Below are 25,873 nucleotides of genomic sequence, written 5' to 3'. Positions count from 1 at the left end.
GAGGACATCTCCTCAGCGGATCGTGTCCGGACAGAACTCAGAGAGCTGTCTTCTCCCGTACGGGCTCCGCCGCTTCCCCGGCCGTCTCCTCCGCCGGAGCCGGGGCCCGGGTCCGGAGGGTGCGGGCGGCCAGCAGGGCGCCCGCCGCGCAGATCGCCGCCGCGAGCAGGCAGACCAGGGTGAACGCGCTGGAGAAGGCCGATTCGGCGGCGGCCCGGGACGCGCCGGGGACCAGGTCGAAGCGGGCCGTCTCGACGGCGGCGCGGAGGCCGTCGGAGGTGCCGAGGCGGGCGGTGAGTACGGAGGCGAAGACCGCGCCGAAGACGGCGACGCCCGCCGCCGTGCCCAGCGGGTACGCCGCGTTGGTCAGGCCCGACGCCATGCCCGCCCGGTCCGGGGGGACCGCGGCGACCGCGATGCCCATCAGGGGCGGGAAGACCAGCGCGCTGCCCGCGCCGAGCAGGACGAAGCCGGTGACCGTCACCGCGCCGGGCGCGCCCGCCCCCGCCCCGGCGAGGGCGAGCAGTCCGGCGCCCATGAGGGCGAAGCCGGTGGCGACCAGGGTCGAGGCTGGGAAGGCCCGTTGGAGGCGGGCGACGAAGATCCCGGTGATCAGCAGGCTGCCGGTGAGGGGCAGCAGGTGGAGGCCGGTTTCCAGCGGGGAGTACGAGTGGGTGCCCGCGAGCCAGAGGGTCGTGAGGGCCAGGGTGCCCAGGCCCGTGAGCCGGGCGAGGAAGCCGAGGACCGCGGCGCCCGCGAAGGCGGGGATCCGGAGCAGCGACAGATCGAGGAGGCCGTCGCCGCGCCGCTGGCTGAGGACGAGGGCGACGGCGAGCGGTACGCCGAGGGCGGCGGGGACCAGGACCCGGGCCGAGGTCCAGCCGTGTTCGGGGCCCGCGACCAGGGGGTAGTGCAGGGCCAGCAGGGCGCCGACGGCGAGCAGCGCGCCGAGGGGGTCGATCCGGCGGTGGCCGGTCGGGGCGGGGGGTGCCGGGGCGGCGGCGCCGGGCTCCGGAGCCGTAGCGGACCCGGCGTCCCCGCCCGTCCCGACCCGACCGGCGGCCCCGGAGGCACCGGCCCCGGCCCCTTCCGATGGCCCGGTCGCCGCCTTCGATTCCGGCATCCGGGTCAGCGCCCCGGCGATCACCAGTACCCCGATGGGCACATTGACCAGGAAGATCCACCGCCAGCCCGCCGCTTCGACGGCGACGCCGCCGACGACCGGGCCCAGCGCGCCCGCGCCCGAGGCGATCGCGGCGAAGGCGGCGATCGCGGAGCGTCTGCGTTCCTCGTCCCGGTAGGCGGCGGCGAGCAGCGCCAGCGCCGGGGCGAACATCAGTGCCCCGCCGACTCCTTGGGCGGCGCGGGCGGCGATCAGGGACGCGGCGCCGGGGGCCAGCCCGCAGGCGGCGGAGGCGAGGGTGAAGAGGGCCGTACCGGCAGTGAAGACGGCCCGGCGGCCGATCCGGTCGGAGAGCGCGCCCGCGGTGAGCAGCAGGGCGCCGAAGGCGAGGGAGTAGCCGGAGACGGTCCATTGGACCTGGCCGAGGCCGGTGTCGAGGTCGCGGGCGATCTCGGTGAGGGCGACGTTCACGACGGTGACGTCGAGGGTCATCACCACACCGCCGGCGCTGACGAGCGCGAAGGTCCAGCCGGGGGCGGGGCGGCGGGCCGCCGCCGCCGTCGCCGTTGCTGCCGTCACATGCACTCCTCACCCGGGTACACCGGAACAGTCGTGGGAAGGCGCGGGGGAAGCACCGGCCCGGACCGGACGGCCGGATCGCCGGAACACCCGGCTCCGAATGGTAAGGGTAGCCTTACTTCCACCTTATGACCCGACGTCAAAGCGCCTCCCGTGGCTGAAAGTAGCGCTTGCATCTTAGGTGAGGCTTACCTAAGGCTTTAACTGTTCAGTGCTGCTCAGCGCCCCGTACCACCGAAACCCGGAGTCGTTCGATGCCCGAACAGCCCGATCAGCCGGCCCAGCTCGACCAGCCGGACCCGGCCGATCCGCTCGACCGTACGGAACAGGCCGGTCCCCGGCGGGCCGATCCGGGGCGGGGCGATCCGCTCGACCACCCCGTGCCCGCCCTCGCCGACACCGATCCGGCCGCCTGGCGCGAGGCCAACCGCCGGCTGCTCGCCAAGGCGCTCGGCGAGTGGTGCTTCGAGGACATGCTGAAGGCGGTCCGTACGGACGGCCCGGACGGCACGGCCGGCCCGGGTGACGGTACGGCCGCGTACCGCGTCGATCTCGAATCCGGTACGACCTACGCCTTCCGCGCCACCACCGGCGCCTTCGACTGGCTCCGGGTCGACCCGGACTCGATCACCCGCACCGCGACCAGCATGCTCGGCAATTCCATCGCCCAGCCCGCCTGGGACGCCCAGCAGTTCCTGATCGAGGCCGCCACCACCATCGGCAGCGACGCCTCCACGATCGCCACCTATCTCACCGAGCTGTCCGCGACGCTCGCCGTCGACGCGGCCCGGCTCACCCACGGCGGGGAGACCGTCGCCGAACTCCGCGCCCTCGGCCACACCGAGCTGGAGTGCCGGATGACCGGCCACAATCTGCTCGTCGCCAACAAGGGCCGGATCGGCTTCTCCGCCGAGGACGTACGGAAGTACGCCCCCGAGTCCGCCCGGCCCCTCACCCTCCAGTGGGTCGCGGTCCACCGGGGGCTCGCCGAGTTCCGGGGCACCTCCGAACTCTCCGAGCACACCGTCCTCCAGCGGGAGCTGGACTCCGGCACCCGGGCCCGGTTCACCGCCGTCCTCACCGCCGCCGGGGTCGACCCCGACGGCTATGTCTGGATGCCGGTCCACCCCTGGCAGTGGGACCACGCCGTGCAGATCCTGCACGCCGCCGATGTCGCGCAGCGCCGGATCATCCCCCTCGGCCAGAGCCCGGACCTCTATCTCCCCGGCCAGTCCATCCGGACCATGGCCAATATCGGCACACCCGAGCGGTACGACGTCAAACTGCCGCTCAAGATCCTCAACACCCTCGTGTGGCGCGGTATCCCGCCGCACTGCACGTCCGGCGCGCCCGTCGTCACGCAGTGGCTGCGCGGACTGGTCGACCGGGACCCGTTCCTGACCGAGGAGCGGCGGACCGTCTTCCTCGGCGAGGTCGCGTCCGTCACCGTCCACCATCCCTATCTCTCCGACCTCGACCAGGCGCCGTACCAGCATCTGGAGACCCTGGGCTGTATCTGGCGCGAGTCGGTGTCGGCCCGTAAGGACCCGGACGAGCGGGTCCGTACCTTCGCGTCCCTGCTCCACACGGACACCGCCGGGGACGCCTTCGTCGCCGAACTCGTCCGCGCCTCCGGCCTGAAGCCGGAGAAGTGGCTGCGGAAACTCTTCGACACCCTCCTCGTCCCGATCATGCACGTGCTGTACCGGTACGGGGTCACCTTCAACCCGCACGGCCAGAACACCCTGATCGGCTACGACGAGAACGACGTCCCGGTCCGGCTCTATCTGAAGGACTTCGTGGACGACGTCTGCGTCTCCTTCACCGACGTCCCCGAGCGCGGCCCGGAGCCCGACGGCCACCACCACGTACTGCCCCGCAAGCACCCCTCCGTGATCCGGCAGCACGTCGTGGACCAGGTCTTCGTCGGCCACTTCCGCTATCTGGCGCCCCTCTGCGCCGAACAGCTCGGGGTCCCCGAGAAGACCTTCTGGCGGCTGGTGCGGCGGACGATCCTCGACTTCCAGAAGGACTTCCGCAAGCGGTTCCCGGAGCTGGCGGGCCGGTTCGCCGAGTACGACCTGCTGTCGGAGCAGATCCCCCGGTACGGGCTCAACCGCGACCGGATCGTCGTCACCCGGTACGGGGACCGGGCCCTGCGGCACGCCCTCTACCCCAACGGCACCCACCCGAACCCGCTCGCCGAGGAGGGCGGCGCATGACCGCCACCACCGTCGTCGTCCCGGCGGCCCCCGCGGACATCCTGCACGGGCTCGACCCACGCGGCGCCGCCGAACACGCCCACCTCGAAGCGCTGCTGCGCTGCTGGCTCCGGGAGACCGGAGTCGAGCCCGCCGCGGGACCGCTGCGGGTCGAACTGCCGCACGCCGGGCTGGCCCTGGTCACCGAGGTCGTACACCGCTCGCCCACCGGCTGGCACCGCTTCGGGCCGGTCCGGCTGGAGGGCCCCGGCGGGCCCCTCGGGCCGACCGCCGACCCGGTGACGGCCGTCGCGCTGGTCGCCACCGAAGCGGCCACGGAAGCGGCCACCGAAGCCGGGGCCGGAACCGAGGCCGGGGCCGGGGGCCGGGGGGCCGTCCCGCCCGGCGAGATCGCGGACCTGGTGGAACGTACCGCCGAATCCGTACGCCGCGTCACCCGGTTCATCGCCGACCGCCGGGCCCACCCCGAACCGCCGCCCGGCACCGACGCCTTCCTCGACTCCGAACAGGCCCTGCTCCTCGGCCACCTCCACCACCCCGCGCCCAAATCCCGCGACGGCCTCTCCGAGAACGAGACCACCGCCTACTCGCCCGAACTACGCGGCTCCTTCCGGCTCCACTGGTTCGCCGCCGACCCGGACGTCGTCTCCCACGACGCCGTCGCGGGCGCGCCGTCCCTCCGGGGCCGGGACACCGTCGGCCTCCTCGCCGACCTCGCCGGGCGGCCCGACACCGGCGGCCGGATCCTGGTCCCCGCCCACCCGTGGCAGGCCGGGGACGTACTCCACCGCCCCCGGATCGCCGCCCTCGTCGCCTCCGGCGCCCTCGAACCCCTCGGCGAACTCGGCGACCCCTGGTGGCCCACCTCCAGTGTGCGGACCCTCTACCGGCCCGGTACGGAGGTGATGCTGAAGCTCTCCCTCGGGCTGCGGCTCACCAACTCGCGCCGCGAGTCGACCCGTACGGAACTCCTGCGCGGCCTGGAGATCAACCGGCTCCTCGACGCGGGCCACGCGGACGCCACCTTCGCCGCGCACCCCGGCTTCTCCGTCACCCGCGACCCGGCGTGGCTCGCCGTCGACGAACCCGGCCGGGCCGAAGGCCCCGAGATCACCGGACTCGACGTCGCCGTCCGCGAGGTCCCGGCCGGGATCGGCGCGTACCGCTGCCTCGTCGGCCTGGTCGCCCCCCGGCCCGGCATCGGCCGCAGCCTCCTCGGCGACACGGTCGCCGCCCTCGGCCCCGGCGCGGCCGAGAAATGGACCGCCGACTACACCGACCGCGTCCTGGTCCCGATGCTCCACCTCTACGCCACCACCGGCATCGGCCTCGAAGCACACCAGCAGAACACCCTCGTACGGCTCGACGGCGAAGGCCGCGTCACGGGCTCCGCTTTCCGCGACAACCAGGGCTACTACCTGGCCGAATCCAGGCTCCCGGCGCTGCTGGCGCGGCTCGGCGTGGACACCTCCACCCTCGCCGTAGTCCCCGACGAACTGGTCGACGACCGGCTCTCCTACTATCTGCTGCGCAACCAGGCCCTCTCGGTCATCGGCGCGCTCGCCGTCGACGGCCTGGCCGGCGAACGGGACCTCCTCGCCGTCCTCGCGGCCCGGCTGCGGGCCGCGCTCCCCGCCCTCGCCGAAGCCGCGCCCGACGGCGACCGGCTCGCCCGGCGCTGGCTCACCGCCCCCACCCTGCCCTGCAAGGGCAATCTGCTCACCCGGCTGCACGGCATCGACGAGGTACTCGCCCCGCTGGACGCGCAGTCCGTCTATCTCGACGCGCCCAACCCGCTGCTGGAGGCCACCGCATGACGTCGTTACAGCAGCCCACCGACACGGCCACGGACACCGACACCGCGACGGTCCCCGGCCCCCCGCTCCCCCGCCTCGACGGCCGGTGGACGGCCCGGGTCGCCCGGTCGAAGGGCGCGGACCTCGACCTGGTGCACGGCTGGATGCGGTCCCCGCACATCGAGGCGTTCTGGCACCAGGCATGGCCCGTGGAACGGTGGGAGGAGGAGATCTCCGGGCATCTCGCGGGCGACGCGATCCTCCCCGTACTGGTCGATCTCGACGGTGAGCCGTTCGCCTATATCGAGGTCTACCGCGTCGCCCGCGACCGCCTGATCGACTTCTACCCCTACGACCCCCGGGACCTCGGCCTCCACATCGCCATCGGCGAGCGGTCCCGCACGGGCCGGGGCCTGGGCCGCGAACTCCTCCGCGCCCTGGCGGAGGGCCTCCTGGCGGCCGACCCGGCCTGCCGCCGGGTGGTCGCCGAACCCGACCTCACCAACGAACCGTCGCTACGGGCCTTCACGGCGGCGGGCTTCCACGGAGTCGCCGAGATCGAACTGCCGGAGAAGAAGGCACTGCTGATGATCCACCCGAGGGAGCCGGGCGACCTGGCGCTCTGACCCCTCGACCAGCCCCGCCCGGCCCCGCCCGGCGCGCCGCCGGAAATCCCCGGTCGGCGACCCCGCACCCTGCTACCGTCTCCGCCATGCAGCGCGCCAACATGAGCATGACGACGACGCCGGAGAGTGTCCCGGCGCGCTGACCGATGTCCTAGTCCGAAGCCCCGGGGCGAGTGCCCCGGGGCTTCGGCTTGCGGTCACTCCCCCGTCGCCCGCTGACCGCGAGGAGACCGTCGTGTACGACCACCGAAAGCTCGGCCGGGAACTGAACCTGTTCGCCACGGACCCGCTGATCGGCGCCGGGCTGCCGTACTGGCTGCCCGACGGCGCGACCGTACGGCACACCCTGGAGGAGTACATCCGCGCCGCCGAACGACGCGCGGGCTACGACCACGTCTACTCACCCGTCCTCGGCAAACGGGAGCTGTACGAGATCTCCGGACACTGGGCGCACTACCGCGACGACATGTTCCCCCCGATGGACCTCGGCGGCGAACAGGTCGTCCTGCGGCCCAGCCTCTGCCCGCACCACGCGGTGATCTACCGCTCCCGCGCCCACAGCTACCGGGAACTGCCCCTGCGGATGGCGGAACTGGGCGGAATGTACCGCTCGGAACTCTCCGGCGTCCTCGGCGGACTGACCCGGGTCCGGGCCATCCAGCTCAATGACGCGCATATCTTCTGCACCCCGGACCAGGTCGCGGACGAGACCCGGTCGGCGCTGGAGATGATCCGCCGGGCGTACGAGGACCTCGGCATCGTCCCCGCCCGCTACCGGCTCTCCCTCCCCGGCCCCGGCGGCAAATACGTCGCCGACCCCGAGAAGTGGCGGCGGTCCACCGCCCTGCTCACCGAGGTCCTCGACGCCTCCGGCCTGCCGTACGAGGCGGCCGAGGGCGAAGCCGCCTTCTACGGCCCCAAGATCGACGTCCAGATCACCGACGCCGCCGGCCGGGAATCCACCCTCTCCACCGTCCAGATCGACTTCCACCAGCCCGAACGATTCGATCTGCACTACATCGGCCCGGACGGCGCCAAACACCGCCCGGTCATAATCCACCGCAGTATCGTCGGCAGCGTCGAACGCGTCGTGGCCCACCTCCTCGACCACCACGGCGACGCGCTCCCCCCATGGCTCGCCCCCACCCAGCTGGCGATCCTCCCGCTCTCCGAAACCGAACTCCCCGCCGCCCACGCCGTCGCCGACCGCTGCGCGACCCTGGGCCTGCGCGCCCGGATCACCACCCCGGACGCGGGCAGCCTCGGAGCCCGTGTCCGGGAGACCCGCCGCATCCCCTACCAGGCGGTCATCGGCCCCCGCGAAACCACCCACAACCACCTCTCCCTCCGCCTCCGCGACGGCCGCCGCCCGGCCCCGGGCTCGGTGGAGGAGATCCTCACCCGCATCGACGCGCTGATCACGGCCCACAGCACCGAACTGTGGCCCGTGGGGTCGTAGAGCGTGTCCCTTTGACGGGTTGATCGGCTGATCGGATGTGCCTGTCCGGTTAGTGATCACTGCTTCTACGTGAGACCGGAGCGAGCCGCCGACACCGGCAGATCCGGTCCGCGGGCGGCGATGGCCCGACCACCACCGCACCATCGAGGCCATCGCGTGGAGGGGACGCGCTGGTTCGCCCTGGCGGGGATCTGCACGACAAGTTCGGGTTCGTTCAAAACCGCATACAAGCGGCTGCTCGGATGAGCCGTCGATGGCACCTGGGAAAGGATCTCCGCTGCCGTGATCGCGGTAGCTGACGCCAACAGCGGCATCGGCTGGACCGGGTCCGTGGACTCCACGATCTGCCGGACCCACCGGCCTGCCGCCGAAGCCAGGGAAGGGGGCTCCCAGCCGGGCAGAACCCGATCATCACGCGCTCGGACGCTCCCGGGCGCACTCCGCTTCTCCGCCGTCCTCATCCGGACACGACACCGAGTAACAGTCTTGGCAATCAGCTCAGTGAATGGACTACAAGCCGGTTCTGTTCTCCGTCGAAGATGCCCGCCAAGACCTCGCCATCTCTCCGACCGCCTTCGAAGAGCCCGCGTTGATCGACGTGCACGACCAGGACGTCGTAGCTGTCGATTACATCCGATATGCCGCGCGTGTGAATCGTGTCCGACCAGGCATCCGGATTCCTGCCGAACCACTCCGGCAGCCCGCACGGCTCGGCGACCGCATCCCAGAAATCCTTGAGTGTCTCGATCCGGCGACCCCGCAGGTCAACCGTCAACTCGCTGTCTTTCGTCACCGCAGCAGAGTAGTCAGCGAGACGCGGCAGCGACCGACCGAGGAGACAGAGCCTCGGGCCCTCCGGCCTCAGGCGGACCCCGCCACGGTCCCAGCCCCGGTGTCCGCCGCCGTCCGGGCGCATCCGGAACAGAAAGCGTGTCGCACTCGTCCGGCGCACCCCGAACTCGTACAGGACGAGGATCACGGCTAGTGCCCCGGAATCCGTCGCCTCCATACGCCCCACCCCATCGCGCCCTAGTGTGAAGCCGCCCCCGCCCGGAGGACAGTGTTCCCACGGCCTATGGACCCCTACCCGAGGCCGCTGCCAGTCGGGGGAGGCGGATGGGTGACCCCCGCGGGTGCGGGGAAGACACTTCTTCACCTGGGGTTTTGTTGGTGATCAAGGCCGTTTTCATTCAATTGCCTCAGCGGCGCGAAGCCCAGCTCCAAGTCGCCCAAGAGTCACCGCCGTAGCTCGAACCCTAGCCTCTGCGGCTGATCGATCAACCGGCAAATCGCCTGAATGGAAGCTGCGTTGGTAAACGGACGATCCGGCTGGTCCTGCCGTGATCGGCTGGGGCCGACGCCCTCCCCGATACGAGGGTGACCGCGACGGGCAGGGCGACGCCTTGGACATGGGGCTTCGTGCCCTACGCCTACGTGATCTCGTCCTCGGGGCTGGGCCCGGCGCCGTGTTCAGATGCGCAGGCGGGGCAGGCGTACCGTACGAAGCGGCAGCCGTTCGGCCAGTCCCCGGCACCGACGACAACAGGCGCGGCGGTCTCCCGGTCGCAGTACGCGCACGGTGGGGTGAACGGCGCGGGGGTGCGGAGGAGGGCTTCCCGGGTCACGGAGTCACCTCCGTGGGAATCCGGTAGTCCCGACCGGACTCCGCCCACGCCGCCGCCGCGTAGAACCACTCCCGTTGTTCGGGGGGCAGCTCTCGCGCTGCGGCCGCCATGAAGATCGCTCGGGCGGTACCGGATGACGGGCCGGTCCAGGGGCGGGACCAGGCAGAGACGGCGACAGGTGGCGGGAGCGGAGCGGCTCGGGCGCGGGCCCGGTGTCGGCCTCCGGAGGGAAGTAACAGATTCAGCGCCCATGAGAACGCGTGGACGATAAGGTCTCGCATGTCGGTTCAGCTCCTCGAAAGCTGATTCGGCGGAGCCCCGATGGACCGGCCCTAACCGATCCGTCGGGGCGTTCTCGTCGCTACGTGGCGCTTTCCGTGGCCGCCACGGGTACGCCGTCGTGAGCGGGGTGGCGGCGCATCAGCACGCGACAGTCCGTGGCCAAGGTGTGATCCCCGGCCGCCTGCGCCCGTGCGAGGAGTGCGCTGAGTCGTACGCACTCCGGGCAGTCCTCCAGCCGGTTCACCGCCGCCCTCCCGCGCGCTGATTCGCCTCGTCCACGAGGGGCCGGACCCGTGCCATGGTCGGGCTCTGCGAACGGGCGGGCTCGGGGACGGGCTCGACGCCCGAGTCCTCGGCGTCGGGGCATTTCGGGTGCCCGCATTCGCAGGGCGGCCAGCGGAATACGGCCTCGGAAACCAGTCGGGGCCCGGTCCCACCGACCCGGGCGTTCTCACGCCGGGCGGTCATCGACGCACCCGCCGTACGACCAGTGCGCTCGCGCACCTCGGTGGTGGGTTATTGATCATTCGACAACCTCCTCGTGCCGGTTTTCCGTTTCGAGCCCAGAGGAGCACAAGTTGCCGTACAGTAAGTGCAGTTGAACGACTCCAGTTAACAAATCGAAAAGCGTTCGACCCTGACCGGGTGACGAAACACAGAGGTCACATGCCATGGAGAATGACAGTCCGCAGTCGGCGTTAACTCCTGTTGAACAATTCGGCGTTGACGTGCGCGCACTTCGGGTCGCCCGAAGGATGAGCGTGCGCGGCCTGGGGTCGGTCATCGGCTGCTCAGGGGCCTACGTTTCCAAGGTCGAGAACGCCAAGCTCGTGCCCAGTGAGCGGTTTGCCGAAGGCTGCGATCGAGCTTTCGACACCGGGACAATGCTTACTCGGCAGCGACAATCGGCTGTCGAGGGTGATCACCCGACATGGTTCGAGCCCTACACCCAGCGCGAACGAAACGCGACGCAAATCCTCAACTACTCCACCATTTTCGTGCCCGGACTCTTCCAGACTCCGGACTATGCTCGCGCCGTATACCGCGCCAGTGCCCCACGTCTTTCAACTTCCGCGATCGAATCGCGGCTGGCCGCTCGAATGAGACGCCATGACGTGCTCGAACACAGCAACCCACCTGAAGTCTGGGCAGTTCTGTACGAGGCATGTTTGAGGATGCTGGTCGGTTCGTCCGAGGTGATGGCTCAGCAACTTGAGCGCCTAATGCTTGAATCGGAGGCGCCGAACATCACGATCCAACTCATCCCCTTCACCGCAGTGCCCGCATCCAGCACGGCCTTTACGTTGCTGGGCTTCGACCGAGCTCCCACTGTGCTCCATGTCGAAGGCCCCCACGGGGGTCGCCCGCTGGAGACACCGAAGGTCGTCAAGACCGGATTGGCTATCTACGATCGCCTACGGGCCGAAGCCCTGGGGCATGATGCGTCTATCGCTCGTATCGAGGAAATCCACAAGGAGTACGCACGATGACCTCCGAGTTCAACATAAAGGCTGCCATGTGGGTCAAGAGCACCTATAGCGGCCCTGAAGGCGGCGAGTGCATCGAGTGGGCACCCAACCACGCGACCATGACCGGCGTAGTCCCCGTACGGGACAGCAAGCGTCCGGACGGACCCGTCCTGATGGCGTCCTCCGCAGCCTTCGCCGGGCTCGTCGCTCTTGCCAAGGACGCCGGCGTCTAGCAACCGCGCAGACCGAACGAGGCATGAAGGGGTATTCCGTGACGACGATCAACTCCTCCCACCTCCACTGGGTGAAGTCCAGCTACAGCACCGACAACGGCGGCTCCTGCGTCGAGTGGGCGCCGTCCCACGCTTCCGCCACCGGCACCGTCCCCCTCCGGGACAGCAAGGTTCAACAGGTCCGATCCTGATGGTGTCCCCCACAGCGTTCGCCGCGCTGGTTGCGCTCGCCAAGGGACCGGCGTTGAGTAACCGAACATGCTGACTCCATGCCCGTGATCGACAAGGAGTGGCCCGTGACGACCACGACCCGTCCCGTCGCCCCACGTTGGCGGAAATCTAGCTACAGCGCTCCGAATGGCGGCGAATGCGTTGAATGGGACCCCGCCCTCGTCGCCGTAACCGGCACGATCCCCGTACGGGACAGCAAATGCCCGGACGGACCCGTCCTCATGGTGTCCGCCGCCGCATTCACCAGGCTGGTCACGCTCGCCAAACGGGCCGACAACTGAGCATCCGCACAGGCTGACCTTCCTATCCGTCCTCGACAGACACGAAGGAGCATCCCGTGATGACAAGCAACGCCTCCGCCCTGCGCTGGGTGAAGTCCTCCTACAGCACCGACAACGGCGGCTCCTGCGTCGAGTGGGCACCCGACCACGCGGCGGCGACCGGCATAGTCCCGCTCCGGGACAGCAAGCGCCCGGACGGGCCCGTCCTCATGGTGTCGCCCGCCGCGTTCGGCGGGCTCGTCGCGCTCGCCCGGGGTGCCGACGCGGGCTGACGGCGGCACGGCTGGAACTCGTCCGGCCCGGCCATGGTGTGGCCGGGCCAGACGCGCTCACTCACCGTCGCGTCAGTGGTGCCACGCCCGCCCGCCCGTGTTGTGGATGAACCGCTGCAACACCTTGAGGGTGGCCCGGTACTCCTCGTCGGAGATGCCCGTGTGCCGTTCCGCCCACAGTTCGTCCTGAAGGGCCGCCGCCTTGCCGTAGAAGGCCCGGCCCTCGGTCGTGAAGGCCAGGCGGCCCTCGGTGTCCTCGGTGATCCAGCCCTGGGCGACGACCGCGTCGATCTCCGAGTCCATGGTTTCCGGGCCGGTGTCGAGGTAGTTCCGAAGGACGCGGGAGACCTCGTCACGGGTTCTGGCCGGGGCGGCGCCCGCCACCTGGGCGAGGACCCACCACTGTGGTTGGGTGACACCGATCTCGGCCAGGGCGGCCCGGGTACGGGAGACGACTGCCTTGTAGGCCGCCCAACTCCAGTAACCGATGGGCTGCTTGATCAGATCGGCGTCGCTGTGCGAGTACTCCATGGCCAAAACCCCTGTCGCCGGCCGAGTTCGGTTCGATGAGTCCGACCGTAGAAACTCGACCAAACTTGAGGTCAAGGGCGTGCCGGGCGGCTGTCGCCGCGAACGAGAACGGACAGGTAGTGACTGACGCTCGCAGCACCGCGTGGGACACGTACTCGCAGAGCAAGCCCCAGCGCCGGAGGACCAATGCCGAGGGCGAGACCACGTGGTTCAACTGGACCCAGTACCCGGACCACGGCCCCGGAGCCGATGTACTCCGGCTCGAACCGGGAGACAGCGCGCTGGACCTCGGGTGCGGGTCTGGAGGGAATGCCGCTCATCTCGCGACGCTCGGCATGAAGTCCGTCGGGATCGACCTCTCCGCCAAGCAGCTCGACAAGGCGCGCGAGCGGTGGCCGGGTGTGGACGGGATGGAACTCCGCCAGGCCGACGCCCTCACGTACCTCGGAGACACATTGACGATCTTCGATGCGGTCTACAGCGTGTTCGGCGCCGCCTGGTTCACCGACCCCGGCTTCCTGCTGCCGGTCGTTCACGCGAACCTCAAGCCGGGTGGTGTCTTCGCCTTCTCCCAGCGGCCCCCGGTCGAGGGGTGCTACGGCTGCCAGGCGTCGTACATCCCCCGAGGGCCCGAAGAAGACCCCGCTGTCGTGAAGCGGTGGGACTACGAACCCGACGTGTGGGGGCTGATTCTCAAGGAACACGGCTTCGTGGACGTGTCGGCGTCCGTGCTCGCCCCGCCCCCGGGGAGCCGCCGCACAGGCACCCTGCTCGTCCGGGGCACCCGAGGTGTCGCGCCAGGCGGCTCGACGCCCGAGAACGGCGCGATTCCGGGTGGATTTCCGGGGGACTCGGGTTGATTCCGGCAAGAGGGCAAAACCGCGCGACACGATCAGTAGCGTGACGAAGTGACTACTGCAAGAGACAAAGACATTGATGAAGAAGCGGCCCCGTTGCGGGCGGCGATGGTGCGTGAGTTGCGCGAACTGGGCGCGATCATCTCTGATTCCGTCGCCGACGCGGTGGCCGCTGTGCCCCGGCATCTGTTCTCCGTCGGTGAGCCGTTGGAGGCCGCGTACGCCGCCAACCGGGCCCTGGTGATCAAGCGGGACGAGGACGGAACGGCCCTCAGTTCGCTGTCGGCCACGCATATCCAGGCGGTGATGCTGGAGCAGGCCGCGATCGAACCCGGCATGCGGGTCCTCGAAGTCGGCTCCGGTGGCTACAACGCCGCGCTGATCGCCGAACTCGTCGGCAAGGAGGGCGCGTCGATCTCGGTGGACATCGACGCGGAGATCGTGGAGCGCGCCCGGACGTGTCTGGACGCGGCGGGGTACGAGCAGGTCGAGGTGGTACGGGCGGACGCCGTCGCCGGAGTCCCGGAGCTGGCTCCGTTCGACCGGATCATCGTCACCGCCGGAGCCTGGGACATTCCGTCGGCGTGGCTGGACCAGCTCTCCGAGCGCGGCCGGATCGTCGTCCCGCTCCGGATGCGTGGGCTCACCCGGTCGATCGCCTTCGACCGGGTCGACGGCCCGGGACCGGAGCTGATCAGCGACAGCTACCGCCTGTGCGGCTTCGTGCCCATGCAAGGGGCCAGCGCGTACACGGAGCGGCTTATCCACATCACGGACGGCCTCGCGCTCCGGGTCGATGACCAGAAGCAGGACTTCGACACCGACGCCCTGGCCGCCGCCGTGCGCTCGCCCCGGCTGGAGGTGTGGTCCGGCGCGGCCTTCGACCTGCCGGACGAGTTGGAACTGTTCCTGGCGACGAATACGCCGGAGATGATGATGCTCCACGGCAGCAAGGACTTGGTCGATCAAGGTCTCCTCGCGCTGTCGGTGACGCGCGGAGTCCCGGCGCTGGTGAGCGGCGGGAGCTTCGCGTACCGCACCAAGAGGGCGAACGAGGCCACCGGCGGATTCGAGAGCGGCGTCCTCGCCCACGGCCCCGACGCCGAGCAGGTCGCGGCCCGGTACGCCGAGTTGCTGCGGCGGTGGGCGTCGGACCACCAGCGGCGCGGCGCTGCCCGGATCTCGTACCGGCCGATGCCCGCCGGTACGGCCGAACCGTCCCAAGGAGTCGTGGCGAAGCGGCTCGGCGCCGTCGCCTTCTCCTGGAAACGCACGTCGGACGACGTGTGCCAGCCGATGCCCGAACGCCGGTGCTCGTGGTCGTAGTACGCGATGAACGCTTCGAACCACTCACAGGCGTGGGTCGGCGAGTCGAACCGTTCGGGGTAGGACGACGGCCTTGTACGCCGCCCAACTCCATTAACCAATGGGCTGCCTGATCAGCTCGGCGTCACTGTGCGAGTACTCCATGGCCAAAACCCCTGCCGTCGACTGAGTCCAGTTCGATGAGTCCGACCGTAGAAACTCAACCAAACTTGAGGTCAAGCGCGGCTCAGCCGAGCGGGCACCGGGTACGTCGGCCCGGCGGGCCGGGCCGACGTCGTCGTTCCTAGGTGTTGAAGGTGTAGCAGCCCGTGCGGGCACCCGTCTCCAGGTGGTACTTGCCCCACTTCATCTTGTTACGGGTCTCGGGACCGTAGACACCGTCCACGGCCGCGCCCACCCGGCTCTGCACGTCGCGCAGCGCCGCCTTGGTTGCGGGGCCGAAGCTGCCGTCGATCTGGAGCTTCTTGCCGTAGCACTGGTTGAGGTTCTTCTGGAGGGCCTTGACGCCCGTGCTCTTGACGCCCTGGTACAGCGTGCAGGAGACCGTGTTCGGGTTCTTGTGGTATGGGTACCAGCTGTAGGTGGGGCTGTCCGACCAGTATCCGGTGGTAGTGGTGGTGCACACCGGAGTGGCGGCTGCCGCCGCCGAGGGGGCCGCCGCAATCGCGCCCCCCAGGAGGGTCGCGACCATCGCGCCCGTGGCGAAGACCGTCCGGGTCCGGCTGGCCGTGCTCGGCTTCCGTAGCCTCACTGCGCTCTCCTTGCGTTTGGAGCCTGCGTACTCAACCGCCCTACATCGAGACGCCGTTGAATCGTGTAGGCGAACAACAAGCCAGACGATCAGCATCCGATGGCCGGTTCCCGCCATTCCGACGAGATTCAGACGCACGGCCCCGGCCGGAAGCCCGCGACCGGGGTCCCGGCTACGACTCCGCGCCCCCGTACGTGCCGTACTCCGCCGTGCCCGTCGGGGCGTAGCGGTGGATCGCGATGCCGCCGGGGGTCGTCTCGTGGTGGAGCAGGCGCAGGCCGACCGGGGGGCCGTCCGGGGGGAAGAGGTGGCGGCCGGTGCCCACGACGACCGGGGCGATCGCCAGGCGGACCTCGTCGATCAGGCCCGCCGCCAGCAGGGCGTGGCCGAGGCGGGCGCTGCCGTGGATCTGGAGTTCGCGGCCCGGGCGGGCCTTTACCTCCGCGACCCGGGACGGGATGTCGCCGGAGAGGATCGTCGTCGGGTTCCAGCTCGCGTCCGCCTCGGTGAGGGTGTCGGACGCGACGTACTTCGGCAGACCGTTCAGGATCCGGGCGTTCGGGTGGTCCGGCATGTTCGGCCAGTCGCGGGCGAAGTTCTCGTACGTACGGCGGCCGAACAGGAACGCGTCCGCCTCCGCGAGCCAGCCCGACACCACCGTCTCGAACCGCTCGTCCAGGTGCGGGACGAGCCAGCCGCCCCGGGTGAAGCCGTCGCTGGTGTCCTCGTCGGGGGAGCCGGGGCCCTGGGAGACACCGTCCAGGGACAGAAACTCCTGCAACACCAATTTCATCGCGCGTCACTCCTCGTCTCGGGCCGCTTCCGCCCCTTCAGACCCCGTGATACGCCGGGACTCATCGGTCGCGGCTGAGGCGCGCCCGCCCGAATGGCAAGCTTGAAGCATGAACGACGCCGCCCCGGCCCCCGGCCAGGCCCCCGCTCCCGCGCCCCGCCGACGTGCCCGTGTCCGTGCTCCCGAGCTGGTCGGGGCGGGCGGCTGGCTGAACACCGGGGGCAAGGAGCTGAACCTCTCCGAGCTGCGCGGAAAGATTGTCGTACTGGATTTCTGGACCTTTTGCTGCATTAACTGCCTGCATGTCCTCGATGAGCTGCGCGAGCTGGAGGAGAAGCACCGCGACACCCTGGTGATCGTCGGGGTGCACTCGCCGAAGTTCGTGCACGAGGCCGATCATCAGGCCGTGGTCGACGCCGTCGAGCGGTATCAGGTGGCGCATCCCGTACTGGACGATCCCGAACTGGTGACCTGGAAGCAGTACGCCGTCCGGGCCTGGCCGACGCTCGTGGTGATCGACCCCGAGGGGTACGTCGTCGCCCAGCACGCGGGTGAGGGGCATGCCCACGCCATCGCGCGGCTGGTGACCGAGCTGGAGGCCGAGCACGAGGCCAAGGGGACCCTGCGGCGCGGCGACGGGCCCTATGTGGCGCCCGAGCCGGTCGCCGGGGATCTGCGGTTCCCCGGGAAGGCGCTGCGGCTGCCGTCGGGGAATCTGCTGGTCACCGACACCACCCGGCACCAGCTGGTCGAGCTGGCGGACGACGGGGAGACCGTGGTCCGGCGGATCGGCGGGGCCGGGGAGTTCAACGAGCCGCAGGGACTCGCGCCGCTGCCGGACGGGCGGATCGCCGTCGCCGACACCGTCAATCACCGGATCCGGGCGTACGACCCGGTCAGCGGCGCGATCGAGACCGTCGCCGGGACCGGGCGGCAGTGGTGGCAGGGATCCCCCACCGAGGGGCCCGCGCGCGAGGTCGATCTGTCGTCGCCGTGGGATCTCGCCTGGTGGGAGGGGCGGCTGTGGATCGCCATGGCCGGTACGCATCAGATCTGGACCTACGACCCCGATAGCGGGACCGTGCGGCGGGCCGCCGGGACCACCAATGAGGGGCTGGTCGACGGGGCCGCCGACGAGGCGTGGTTCGCCCAGCCCTCGGGGCTCGCGGCGGCCGGTGACCGGCTGTGGATCGCCGATTCGGAGAACTCGGCGCTGCGCTGGATCGACCGGGACGGGCAGGTGCGGACGGCGGTCGGGACCGGGCTGTTCGACTTCGGGCACCGGGACGGCGACGCCGGTCAGGCGCTGCTCCAGCATCCGCTGGGCGTCACCGCCCTGCCGGACGGGTCCGTCGCGGTCTGCGACACGTACAACCACGCCCTGCGCCGCTACGACCCGGCGAGCGGGCAGGTCACGACGCTCGCGACCGGGCTGCGGGAGCCTTCGGACGCGGTGCTAGTGGACGGCGACATCGTGGTGGTGGAGTCGGCGGCACACCGGCTGACCCGGCTGCGGCTGCCGGAGGAGGCGGTACGGGTGCCGGAGGTGGCGCACCGGACCCGGCGGGCGGCTACGGAGATCGCGGGCGGGGCGCTCCGGCTCGATGTGGTCTTCGAGGCGCCGACCGGGCAGAAGCTGGACACCCGGTACGGGCCGTCGACCCGGCTGCTGGTCTCCGCGACGCCGCCGGAGCTGCTGCGGGCCGGGGCGGGGACGGGGACGGAGCTGTCCCGGGAGCTGGAGATCGATCCGGCGGTGGGGGCGGGGGTGCTGCACGTCTCTGCGATGGCCGCGTCCTGCGACGACGATCCGGCGAACGAGTATCCGGCCTGCCATGTGCACCAGCAGGACTGGGGCGTCCCGGTCGTGGTGACGGAGGGCGGCACGGCCCGGCTGCCGCTGATCCTGGCGGGGATGGCCTGACGGGGGCGGGGTTGGACTGACGGGCCGGTCCGGGCGGCGGGGAGCCGGGTCGACGGTCGGGACCCGGGCCCGGGTTACGCGCGGGGCCCGGGTACGGGCCGGAGGCGGGCTACGGGGCCGGAGGCGCGCCCGCCAAGGCCGGAAAGCACGACGCGGGCGGTCGTGGGAGCCCTCGCCACGGCCGCCCGCGTCGCGGGATCTCGTAACCGGGGTTACGGGAGCTTGTTCTCCGCGATCGGGGAGACCGCGATACACGCGCTGATCGCCGCCGCGCCTTCGCTCTTCTTCTCCACGAGGACCTTGCCCTCGTGGGTCACCTTGCAGGTGATGTTCGCGGAGGCGGTCAGGTCGACGGCGGACGGGATCACCGTGGGGGCCATGATGCCGCGCAGCGTGACCGTCTTGGTCCACGGGAGCTTCGGGTTCTTGACCGTCTCCAGGGTCGGCTTGAGGGCGGTGCCCTCGCCGTTGGCGAACTCGATGGAGTCGATGCTCGCCCCGGTGACCTCGTAGGTCACCTGGTACTCCTTGTTGACCGTCTTGTCGACGGCGTCGGTCGCCTTGTCCTTCGCCGCCTCCTCCACCTCGGAGCAGGCGGAGAGGCCGAAGACGAGTCCGGCGGTGGCGAAGGCGGCGATGGCGGTGTGGCGCAGGTTGCGGCGCATGGTGGGGGACCCCCGGGGTCTCGATCGGCAGAGCCCGCAGACAACCGTAAAGGGAAGGTAAAAGTCAAACCGGGGGCCCCTGTTGACCCTGGTCAGCCCTCCAGGAATGCGGCCAGGGCGTTGGCCAGCAGATAGGGGTCGCGGGCGCCGCACAGTTCGCGGGCGCTGTGCATGGAGAGGATCGCGACGCCGATGTCGACGGTCTGGATGCCGTGCCGGGCGGCGGTGATGGGGCCGATGGTGGTGCCGCAGGGCATCGCGTTGTTGGAGACGAACGTCTGCCACGGGACGCCCGCCCGCTCGCAGGCGGCGGCGAACACGGCCCGCCCGGAGCCGTCCGTGGCGTACCGCTGGTTGACGTTGACCTTGAGGATGGGGCCGCCGTTGGCGCGCGGGTGGTGGGTGGGGTCGTGGCGCTCGGGGTAGTTGGGGTGGACCGCGTGGCCGGTGTCGGAGGAGAGGCAGACCGTCCCGGCGAAGGCGCGGGCCCGGTCCTCGTAGGCCCCGCCGCGGGCGTACACGGAACGTTCCAGCACGGTGCCGAGGAGGGGGCCCTCGGCGCCGGTGTCGGACTGGGAGCCGTTCTCCTCGTGGTCGAAGGCGGCGAGGACGGGGATGTACGGCAGGGAGCCGCCCCGGGCGGCGACGGCGGTGAGGGCGGCGACGCCCGCGTGTACCGAGAGGAGGTTGTCCATCCGGGGACCGGCGACCAGTTCGCGGTCCCGGCCGAGATAGGCGGGCGGCTCGACGGGGTGGACCATCAGGTCCCAGCCGGTGACGGAGCCTTCGGGCAGTCCGGACTCCTCCTCCAGGAATCGGATCAGATCGCCCTCGTGGACGTCGCCGAGGCCCCAGACGGGCTGCATATGGCGCTGCTTGTCGAGCTTCAGCCCCTCGGTGTTGACCGAGCGGTCGAGATGGACGGCGAGCTGCGGCACCCGCAGCAGGGGGCGGTCGACATTGACCAGCCGCTCGGAGCCGTCCCGGAGGGTGAGCCGGCCCGCCAGCCCCAGATCGCGGTCGAGCCAGGTGTTGAGCAGCGTTCCGCCGTACAGCTCGACGGCGATCTGCCGCCAGCCCGCGGAGCCCGCGTCCGGCTGCGGCTTGACCCGCAGGTTCGGCGAGTCGGTGTGCGCGCCGACGATCCGGAAGGGGGTGTGCGGCTCGGCGCCCGCGGGCACGTACCACGCGATGATCGCGCCGCCGCGGACGACATAGCGCCCGCCGGTCTCGCCGTCCCAGGCGTCGGCCTCCCGCACCTCGCGGAACCCGGCCTTCTCCAGCCGCTCCGCCGTGTTCGCCACGGCGTGGTACTGGGAGGGGGACGCGGCCAGGAACGACATCATGTCGTCGGTGTGCGCGGGGCCGAAGGACCCGGCCGCGCTGCTGGTGCTCTGCGGGCTGCTGCTCATGAGCCCACTTTAACGACCACCGCCCGAACGCCCCCGGGGCCTGTGGAAAACCTAGAGCCGGTCGTATTCGCCCAGGTCGATGTCGACGGCGAAGGGCCCGTCCACCTTCAGCCGGTCCCGGTGGACCCCGGTCGGCTCATAGGCGCGGCCGTCGGCGGAGCGGACGTGGGTGTGGACCACGGGCCGCTTGGTACGGGGGTCCATCTCGACGAGCCAGAAGTGGGGAATCCCGGCGGCGGCGTACTTGAGCGGCTTGGTCTCACGATCGCGGGACTCGGAGTCCGGTGAGACGACCTCGACGGCGAGAACGACGTCCTCGGCCCGGTAGCGGGTCTGCTCGTCGGCACCGTCGCTCTCGGCCGTCACGACGATCAGATCGGGCTCCGGGACGGTCTTCCGGTTCAGGACCACCGCCATCTCCCGGCGTACCCGCAGATGCCCGGGGACGGTCCGGCGCAGACCCACCTCCAGCAGGAACATCACCAGCGAGTGGAACTTGCGCTGCGGACTCACGAAGACCAGGCTCCCGTCGATCATCTCGGTGTGCGGCGGGAGATCGAGGGCGAAGTAGTCGTCCGCGGTGTAGCCGTCCTGCGGGGGCATGGGCCACGCGGAGCCGTCGGGCTGCCGGTGCTGTGCGTGGTTCCCGGCCTTGGCAGTCATGGTGATTCCTCCCATGGACGAGATCCTGGACGCCGATTTCAGCGTACCCAGTTGATACGAGGAAACCGTCGCCCGAAAGAGCGGCGTACCCGCCCGGAGTTGACGGTGACAGTACGGGTCCCCTGCTCGGCGGCCCCGCCCGGGTCAGTTCCGCTTCTCGTACGTCAGCGCGTTCTTCGGCAGGGACGCCGTCAGGGGCTTGCCCTGTTGCGCCTGGCGGGAGCGGTCGGCGATCAGGGTGCCGAGGGCGGCCAGCTCACTGGCCGTGTACTTCTTGGCGTGGTGTTTCATGCCGCCGGTGTGAAAGGTGACCACCGTCGAGCCGACGACGCTCACCACGACCGAGCCGGGGCCGTCGAGCCGCGTGGTGCCCGTCCTGGCGGTGGCCGCGTCGCCGACCCGGACCGGCAGGGCCGTGTCGGCGACGCCCCTCGGGAGGAGTTCCGCTTCCACGGTCCGGGCGGTGATCTGGGGGTACGCGGCGTTGGCCGCCTTGCCCGTCTTGTACGCCTGGACCGAGAACCGCAGGGTGCCCGCGTCGTCGTGGACGAAGAACCCGGTGGTCACCCGGAGGACGTCCGTACACCAGGCGGCGCCCTTGCAGGTGCGGGCCGCCGGGGCGAGGTCCGTCGTGGCCGGGGCGGCGGTGCGGCGCCAGCCGGGGAGTTCCGTGTCGGACGGGATCACGGAGACCATCCGCTCCTCGGTAAGAGGAGGGCCGGTGACCTCGGCGTCGTCCACCCGGGTGCGGGGCGCCAGGCCGGCGGGCGGCTTCCCCTCGTCGGTATGGGTCCAGCCCGGCTTCCGGCCCGGGTCCGGACCGGCCTTGTCGTCGTTGCCGGAGTTGCCGGACTCGCCGGACGAGCAGCCGGTCAGCAGGACGGCCGTGGCCGTCAGCGTCGCCGCGAGGCCGATGAGACGCGCGTTCCCCACCAGAGCCATGATCCCCCCATCCCGTTGGCGCGATCATACGAACGGTCCAGCTCCTTGGGGAATGCCAGGGGAGCCGGACCGGCGTACGCGTTCGGCTACAGGATCGCCACGAGCGAGCAACCCGGCAGCTCAGCGGGGGTACGGGATCAGAACGCGGCCTCGTCCAGGTCCATCAGCGACCCGTCGACCGACGCCGCCAGCGCCCGCTCCACCGAGACACCCGGCAGGACGTTCGCGGCGAAGAACTTCGCCGCGGCGACCTTGCCCTGGTAGAACGGCACATCCTTGGCGGACGCCGTGCCCGTGCGCAGCTTCTCCGCCGCCACGGCCGCGCCGCGCAGCAGCAGATAGCCGACGACGACATCACCGGAGGCGTAGAGCAGCCGGGTCGTGTTGAGGCCGACCTTGTAGATGTTCCTCACGTCCTCGCCGGTGGCGATGAGGTCGTTGGTCATGGTGCCGACGATGGCCTCCAGGTCGACCGCCGCCCTGGCCAGCGCGTCGCGGGCCGGGGCCAGCTCCTCGCCGCCCTCGCCGACCGCGAGGAACTTCTTGATCTCCTCGGCCAGTCCGTTCAGGGCCTGGCCCTGGTCGCGGACGATCTTCCGGAAGAAGTAGTCCTGGCCCTGGATCGCGGTGGTGCCCTCGTAGAGGGTGTCGATCTTGGCGTCCCGGATGTACTGCTCCAGCGGGTACTCCTGGAGATAGCCGGAGCCGCCGAAGATCTGGAGCGACTGGGCGAGCTGCTCGTACGACTTCTCCGAGCCGTAGCCCTTGACGATCGGCAGCAGCAGGTCGTTGAGGGCGACCAGGGCCGCCGCGTCCTCGCCCGCCGCCTCCTTGGCCGCGATGTCGTCCTGGACGGAAGCGGTGTAGAGGACCAGCGCCCGCATGCCCTCCGCATACGCCTTCTGCGTCATCAGGGACCGGCGGACGTCCGGGTGGTGGGTGATGGTCACCTTGGGCGCGGTCTTGTCCGCGAAGTCGACCAGATCCGTCCCCTGGACGCGCTCCTTGGCGTACTCCAGCGCGTTCAGGTAGCCGGTGGAGAGCGTCGCAATGGCCTTCGTGCCGACCATCATCCGGGCGAACTCGATAATCATGAACATCTGGCGGATGCCGTCGTGCTTGTCGCCGATCAGCCAGCCCTTGGCGGGGTGCCGGTCGCCGAACGTCATCTCGCAGGTGTTGGACGCCTTCAGGCCCATCTTGTGCTCGACGTTGGTGGCGTAGACGCCGTTGCGCTCGCCCAGTTCGCCGGTCTCCCAGTCGAACTCGTACTTCGGTACGAGGAAGAGGGAGAGGCCCTTGGTGCCGGGTCCGGCGCCCTCGGGGCGGGCCAGCACGTAGTGGAAGATGTTCTCCGCCATGTCGTGCTCACCGGAGGTGATGAAGCGCTTCACGCCCTCGATGTGCCAGGAACCGTCGTCCTGCGCCACGGCCTTGGTACGGCCCGCGCCCACGTCCGAACCGGCGTCCGGCTCGGTCAGCACCATCGTGGAGCCCCAGCGCTTCTCCACCGCGAGGGCGGCGACCTTCTTCTGCGCCTCGTTCCCCTCCGCGTAGAGGATCCCGGCGAAGGCGGGGCCCGAGGCGTACATCCAGATCGCGGGGTTGGCGCCGAGCAGCAGCTCCGCGTAGGACCAGATCAGGGAGCGGGGCGCGGTGGTGCCGCCGACCTCCTCGGGCAGGCCGAGCCGCCAGTACTCGGAGTCCATGAAGGCGTCGTAGCTCTTCTTGAAGGACTCCGGGACTGGCGCGGTGCCGGTCGCCGGGTCGAAGACCGGCGGATTGCGGTCGGCGTCGGCGAACGAGGCGGCCAGGTCGTTCTCGGCGAGCCTGGCCAGCTCCTCCAGGATGCTCTTGGCGGTGTCGGCGTCCATCTCGGCGAACGGACCCGTGCCGTACAGCTTGTCGCGTCCGAGGACCTCGAAGAGGTTGAACTCGATGTCGCGGAGATTCGACTTGTAGTGGCCCATGGCGACGGCTCCGTAAAGATCGAAACGCAATACCGGTGAGTAGCTACGCATGATGCTACCCATCGGTAATAAGGCGCAACCCCCTGACGCTCATCTGTGACTCGTTACTCTTACGGTCATGTACGGCTACGACCAGAGTCAGGGCGCTCAGCAGCAGCAGTACGCGTCCCAGCAGTCCTACGGGGCCCAGCCGCACGGCCAGCCGTCCCACGGGCAGCACGGCTCGGTACCGGGGCAGCACGGCTCGGTGCCCGGGCAGCCGCTCTACCCGGAGCCGTCCCCGCCGTCGCTCGCCGACGCCGTACGGGCCTTCACCACGGGATCGCTCGCCGCCGAGGACTTCCAGCAGATCTTCGCCACCTCGAAGGTCTACTGCCCGCGCGGCGACAATCCGGGCTTTCTGGCGCTGCACAACACCCAGCAGCCGGTGATCCCGATGTTCACGTCCCTGAAGGAGCTGCGGCGGTACGCGGGCAAGGAGTCCAAGTACTTCGTGATCACCGGCGCCGAGGTGATCGATCTGCTGCCGACCGGCTACGGCTTCGTCCTCGACATGGAGGGCGAGCACCGGATGGTCTTCGACGCGAAGGCCGTGGAGCAGATGGTCGACTTCGCGATGCGGCGGATGTACGGCTGAGACACCGGCCCGCACGGGCGGCACCGGCACAAGGGCACAAAGGCGCAAGGGCACAAGCGCAGGGCAGGACCCGAGGGTCCGGGGAACATCCCCGGGCCCTTCGTCGTTCCCGGTAGCAGGAAGTTCAGTATTCAACTAAACTGGCAACCAGAACATGGGTCACCAGCCGTACGAGGAGGTAGTCCCCATGCCCGCAGTGACTGTCGAGAATCCGCTCACCCTGCCGCGCGTCGCCGCGCCCGCCGACGCCGCGCCCCGCCCGGTGCTCGCCGTGTCCACCGCTCCCAGCGGCGTCGAGGGCGAGGGCTTCCCGGTCCGCCGGGCCTTCGCCGGGATCAACTACCGCCATCTGGACCCGTTCATCATGATGGACCAGATGGGCGAGGTGGAGTACGCGCCGGGCGAGCCCAAGGGCACCCCCTGGCACCCCCACCGCGGCTTCGAGACCGTGACCTACCTGCTGGACGGCGTCTTCGTCCACCAGGACAGCAACGGCGGCGGCGGCACCATCCAGAACGGCGACACCCAGTGGATGACCGCCGGTTCCGGCCTGCTCCACATCGAGGCGCCGCCGGAGGAGCTGGTGGTCTCCGGCGGTCTCTTCCACGGCCTCCAGCTCTGGGTCAACCTGCCCGCGGCGGACAAGATGATGGCCCCCCGCTACCAGGACATCCGCGGCGGCCAGGTCCAGCTCCTCACCTCGCCCGACGGCGGCGCGCTGCTCCGGGTGATCGCCGGTGAGCTGGACGGACACGAGGGTCCCGGGGTCACCCACACCCCGATCACCATGATCCACGCCACCCTGCGGCCGGGCGCCGAGATCACCCTGCCGTGGCGGCCGGAGTTCAACGGCCTCGCCTACGTCATGGCCGGACGCGGCACCGTCGGCGCCGAGCGGCGTCCGATCCGCCTCGGCCAGACCGCCGTCTTCGGCGACGGCGGCTCCCTGACCGTCCGCGCCGACGAACGCCAGGACGGGAACGCACCCGACCTGGAGATCGTCCTCCTGGGCGGCAGGCCGATCCGCGAGCCGATGGCGCACTACGGGCCGTTCGTGATGAACACCCAGGACGAGCTGCGGCAGGCGTTCGAGGACTTCCAGAAGGGCCGCCTCGGGACGGTCCCGGCGGTCCACGGGATGGGGTCCGAGGGTCCCGGAGGCGCGTGACGCCACGCCGGGCCGCGTGACGCCACGCGGCCCGGG

24 protein-coding genes and 2 pseudogenes are annotated in these 25,873 nt (G+C 70.4%); 15 read left to right on the top strand and 11 right to left on the bottom strand.

Annotated elements, in window-relative coordinates:
- Positions 1–37 precede the first annotated feature (37 nt).
- Complete coding sequence (locus AB0G74_RS11915) at positions 38–1,702, bottom strand: MFS transporter (RefSeq protein ID WP_361143805.1); 1,665 nt, start codon at positions 1,700–1,702, stop codon at positions 38–40.
- Between the two features lie 254 nt (positions 1,703–1,956).
- Between AB0G74_RS11915 and AB0G74_RS11910 the strand changes: the two genes are divergently transcribed.
- From AB0G74_RS11910 to AB0G74_RS11890, 5 genes and pseudogenes are all read left to right on the top strand, one after another.
- A complete protein-coding gene (locus AB0G74_RS11910; RefSeq protein ID WP_361143802.1) occupies positions 1,957–3,924 on the top strand; it encodes an IucA/IucC family siderophore biosynthesis protein in 1,968 nt (655 codons plus the stop codon).
- Entirely contained in the window at positions 3,921–5,741 is a 1,821-nt protein-coding gene (locus tag AB0G74_RS11905; RefSeq protein ID WP_361143799.1) for an IucA/IucC family protein, read from the top strand. The genes AB0G74_RS11910 and AB0G74_RS11905 overlap by 4 nt, the downstream gene beginning before the upstream one ends.
- Complete coding sequence (locus tag AB0G74_RS11900) at positions 5,738–6,346, top strand: GNAT family N-acetyltransferase (protein ID WP_361143796.1); 609 nt, start codon at positions 5,738–5,740, stop codon at positions 6,344–6,346. The genes AB0G74_RS11905 and AB0G74_RS11900 overlap by 4 nt, the downstream gene beginning before the upstream one ends.
- A gap of 139 nt (positions 6,347–6,485) precedes the next feature.
- A complete protein-coding gene (gene thrS / locus AB0G74_RS11895) occupies positions 6,486–7,805 on the top strand; it encodes a threonine--tRNA ligase (protein ID WP_361143872.1) in 1,320 nt (439 codons plus the stop codon).
- 37 nt (positions 7,806–7,842) lie between these two features.
- Positions 7,843–8,238 (top strand): annotated as a pseudogene (locus tag AB0G74_RS11890) (transposase); the annotation flags it as partial.
- A 60-nt stretch (positions 8,239–8,298) separates the two neighbouring features.
- Here AB0G74_RS11890 and AB0G74_RS11885 read toward each other — a convergent pair.
- Together AB0G74_RS11885 and AB0G74_RS11880 are read right to left on the bottom strand one after the other, a co-directional pair.
- Positions 8,299–8,598, bottom strand: coding sequence for a barstar family protein (locus AB0G74_RS11885; RefSeq protein WP_361143793.1), 300 nt, complete (start codon positions 8,596–8,598; stop codon positions 8,299–8,301).
- Positions 8,599–9,235: 637 nt separating this feature from the next.
- A complete protein-coding gene (locus AB0G74_RS11880; protein ID WP_361143790.1) occupies positions 9,236–9,430 on the bottom strand; it encodes a hypothetical protein in 195 nt (64 codons plus the stop codon).
- A 953-nt stretch (positions 9,431–10,383) separates the two neighbouring features.
- Here AB0G74_RS11880 and AB0G74_RS11875 point away from each other — a divergent pair.
- The 5 genes and pseudogenes from AB0G74_RS11875 (at position 10,384) to AB0G74_RS11855 (ending at position 12,198) form a co-directional block, all read left to right on the top strand.
- A complete protein-coding gene (locus AB0G74_RS11875; RefSeq protein ID WP_361143787.1) occupies positions 10,384–11,202 on the top strand; it encodes a helix-turn-helix transcriptional regulator in 819 nt (272 codons plus the stop codon).
- Positions 11,199–11,414, top strand: coding sequence for a DUF397 domain-containing protein (locus AB0G74_RS11870; RefSeq protein ID WP_361143784.1), 216 nt, complete (start codon positions 11,199–11,201; stop codon positions 11,412–11,414). The genes AB0G74_RS11875 and AB0G74_RS11870 overlap by 4 nt, the downstream gene beginning before the upstream one ends.
- Positions 11,415–11,437: 23 nt before the next feature.
- Positions 11,438–11,679: pseudogene (locus AB0G74_RS11865) on the top strand (DUF397 domain-containing protein).
- 31 nt (positions 11,680–11,710) lie between these two features.
- Positions 11,711–11,926 carry a DUF397 domain-containing protein gene (locus AB0G74_RS11860; protein ID WP_361143781.1) on the top strand — a complete coding sequence of 72 codons (216 nt, stop codon included), beginning with the start codon at positions 11,711–11,713 and terminating at the stop codon, positions 11,924–11,926.
- Positions 11,927–11,985: 59 nt separating this feature from the next.
- Positions 11,986–12,198 (top strand): DUF397 domain-containing protein, encoded by a 213-nt coding sequence (locus AB0G74_RS11855; RefSeq protein ID WP_361143778.1) that lies wholly within the window; start codon positions 11,986–11,988, stop codon positions 12,196–12,198.
- Between the two features lie 72 nt (positions 12,199–12,270).
- Here AB0G74_RS11855 and AB0G74_RS11850 read toward each other — a convergent pair whose 3' ends face one another.
- Positions 12,271–12,729 carry a MarR family winged helix-turn-helix transcriptional regulator gene (locus AB0G74_RS11850; RefSeq protein WP_361143775.1) on the bottom strand — a complete coding sequence of 153 codons (459 nt, stop codon included), beginning with the start codon at positions 12,727–12,729 and terminating at the stop codon, positions 12,271–12,273.
- A 119-nt stretch (positions 12,730–12,848) separates the two neighbouring features.
- Here AB0G74_RS11850 and AB0G74_RS11845 point away from each other — a divergent pair, with 119 nt between their 5' ends.
- Positions 12,849–13,589: a class I SAM-dependent methyltransferase gene (locus AB0G74_RS11845; protein WP_361143772.1), complete on the top strand. Its 741-nt coding sequence runs from the start codon at positions 12,849–12,851 to the stop codon at positions 13,587–13,589.
- Between the two features lie 48 nt (positions 13,590–13,637).
- Positions 13,638–14,912 (top strand): methyltransferase, FxLD system, encoded by a 1,275-nt coding sequence (fxlM, locus tag AB0G74_RS11840; RefSeq protein ID WP_361143769.1) that lies wholly within the window; start codon positions 13,638–13,640, stop codon positions 14,910–14,912.
- Between the two features lie 283 nt (positions 14,913–15,195).
- On the opposite strand, the gene AB0G74_RS11835 is transcribed toward fxlM, so the two are convergent.
- Together AB0G74_RS11835 and AB0G74_RS11830 are read right to left on the bottom strand one after the other, a co-directional pair.
- Positions 15,196–15,663, bottom strand: a complete 468-nt coding sequence (locus tag AB0G74_RS11835) for a peptidoglycan-binding domain-containing protein (protein ID WP_361143766.1) — start codon at positions 15,661–15,663, stop codon at positions 15,196–15,198.
- Between the two features lie 172 nt (positions 15,664–15,835).
- Positions 15,836–16,456: a dihydrofolate reductase family protein gene (locus AB0G74_RS11830; RefSeq protein ID WP_361143763.1), complete on the bottom strand. Its 621-nt coding sequence runs from the start codon at positions 16,454–16,456 to the stop codon at positions 15,836–15,838.
- Between the two features lie 109 nt (positions 16,457–16,565).
- Here AB0G74_RS11830 and AB0G74_RS11825 point away from each other — a divergent pair, with 109 nt between their 5' ends.
- Complete coding sequence (locus AB0G74_RS11825) at positions 16,566–18,380, top strand: NHL domain-containing thioredoxin family protein (RefSeq protein WP_361143761.1); 1,815 nt, start codon at positions 16,566–16,568, stop codon at positions 18,378–18,380.
- 212 nt (positions 18,381–18,592) lie between these two features.
- On the opposite strand, the gene AB0G74_RS11820 is transcribed toward AB0G74_RS11825, so the two are convergent.
- The 5 genes from AB0G74_RS11820 to AB0G74_RS11800 form a co-directional block, all read right to left on the bottom strand.
- Entirely contained in the window at positions 18,593–19,045 is a 453-nt protein-coding gene (locus tag AB0G74_RS11820; RefSeq protein ID WP_361143757.1) for an MmpS family transport accessory protein, read from the bottom strand.
- A 92-nt stretch (positions 19,046–19,137) separates the two neighbouring features.
- Entirely contained in the window at positions 19,138–20,457 is a 1,320-nt protein-coding gene (locus AB0G74_RS11815) for a M18 family aminopeptidase (protein ID WP_361143754.1), read from the bottom strand.
- Positions 20,458–20,508: 51 nt separating this feature from the next.
- Entirely contained in the window at positions 20,509–21,120 is a 612-nt protein-coding gene (locus AB0G74_RS11810; protein ID WP_361143751.1) for a Uma2 family endonuclease, read from the bottom strand.
- Positions 21,121–21,264: 144 nt separating this feature from the next.
- Entirely contained in the window at positions 21,265–22,053 is a 789-nt protein-coding gene (locus AB0G74_RS11805) for a hypothetical protein (RefSeq protein ID WP_361143748.1), read from the bottom strand.
- Positions 22,054–22,199: 146 nt separating this feature from the next.
- Positions 22,200–24,032: an acyl-CoA dehydrogenase gene (locus AB0G74_RS11800; protein ID WP_361143869.1), complete on the bottom strand. Its 1,833-nt coding sequence runs from the start codon at positions 24,030–24,032 to the stop codon at positions 22,200–22,202.
- 118 nt (positions 24,033–24,150) lie between these two features.
- Between AB0G74_RS11800 and AB0G74_RS11795 the strand changes: the two genes are divergently transcribed.
- A complete protein-coding gene (locus AB0G74_RS11795) occupies positions 24,151–24,669 on the top strand; it encodes an SseB family protein (RefSeq protein WP_361143745.1) in 519 nt (172 codons plus the stop codon).
- Between the two features lie 187 nt (positions 24,670–24,856).
- The gene (locus AB0G74_RS11790) at positions 24,857–25,837 is read left to right on the top strand and encodes a pirin family protein (RefSeq protein ID WP_361143742.1); all 981 of its coding nucleotides are present in this window, start codon (positions 24,857–24,859) and stop codon (positions 25,835–25,837) included.
- The last annotated feature ends 36 nt before the right edge of the window (positions 25,838–25,873 follow it).

This window comes from Streptomyces sp. NPDC020875 (genome assembly GCF_040641415.1).
GTDB lineage: Bacteria > Actinomycetota > Actinomycetes > Streptomycetales > Streptomycetaceae > Streptomyces.
The sequence above is the reverse complement of the archived record's forward strand: the minus strand, read 5'-3'. Positions and strand labels throughout refer to the sequence as shown.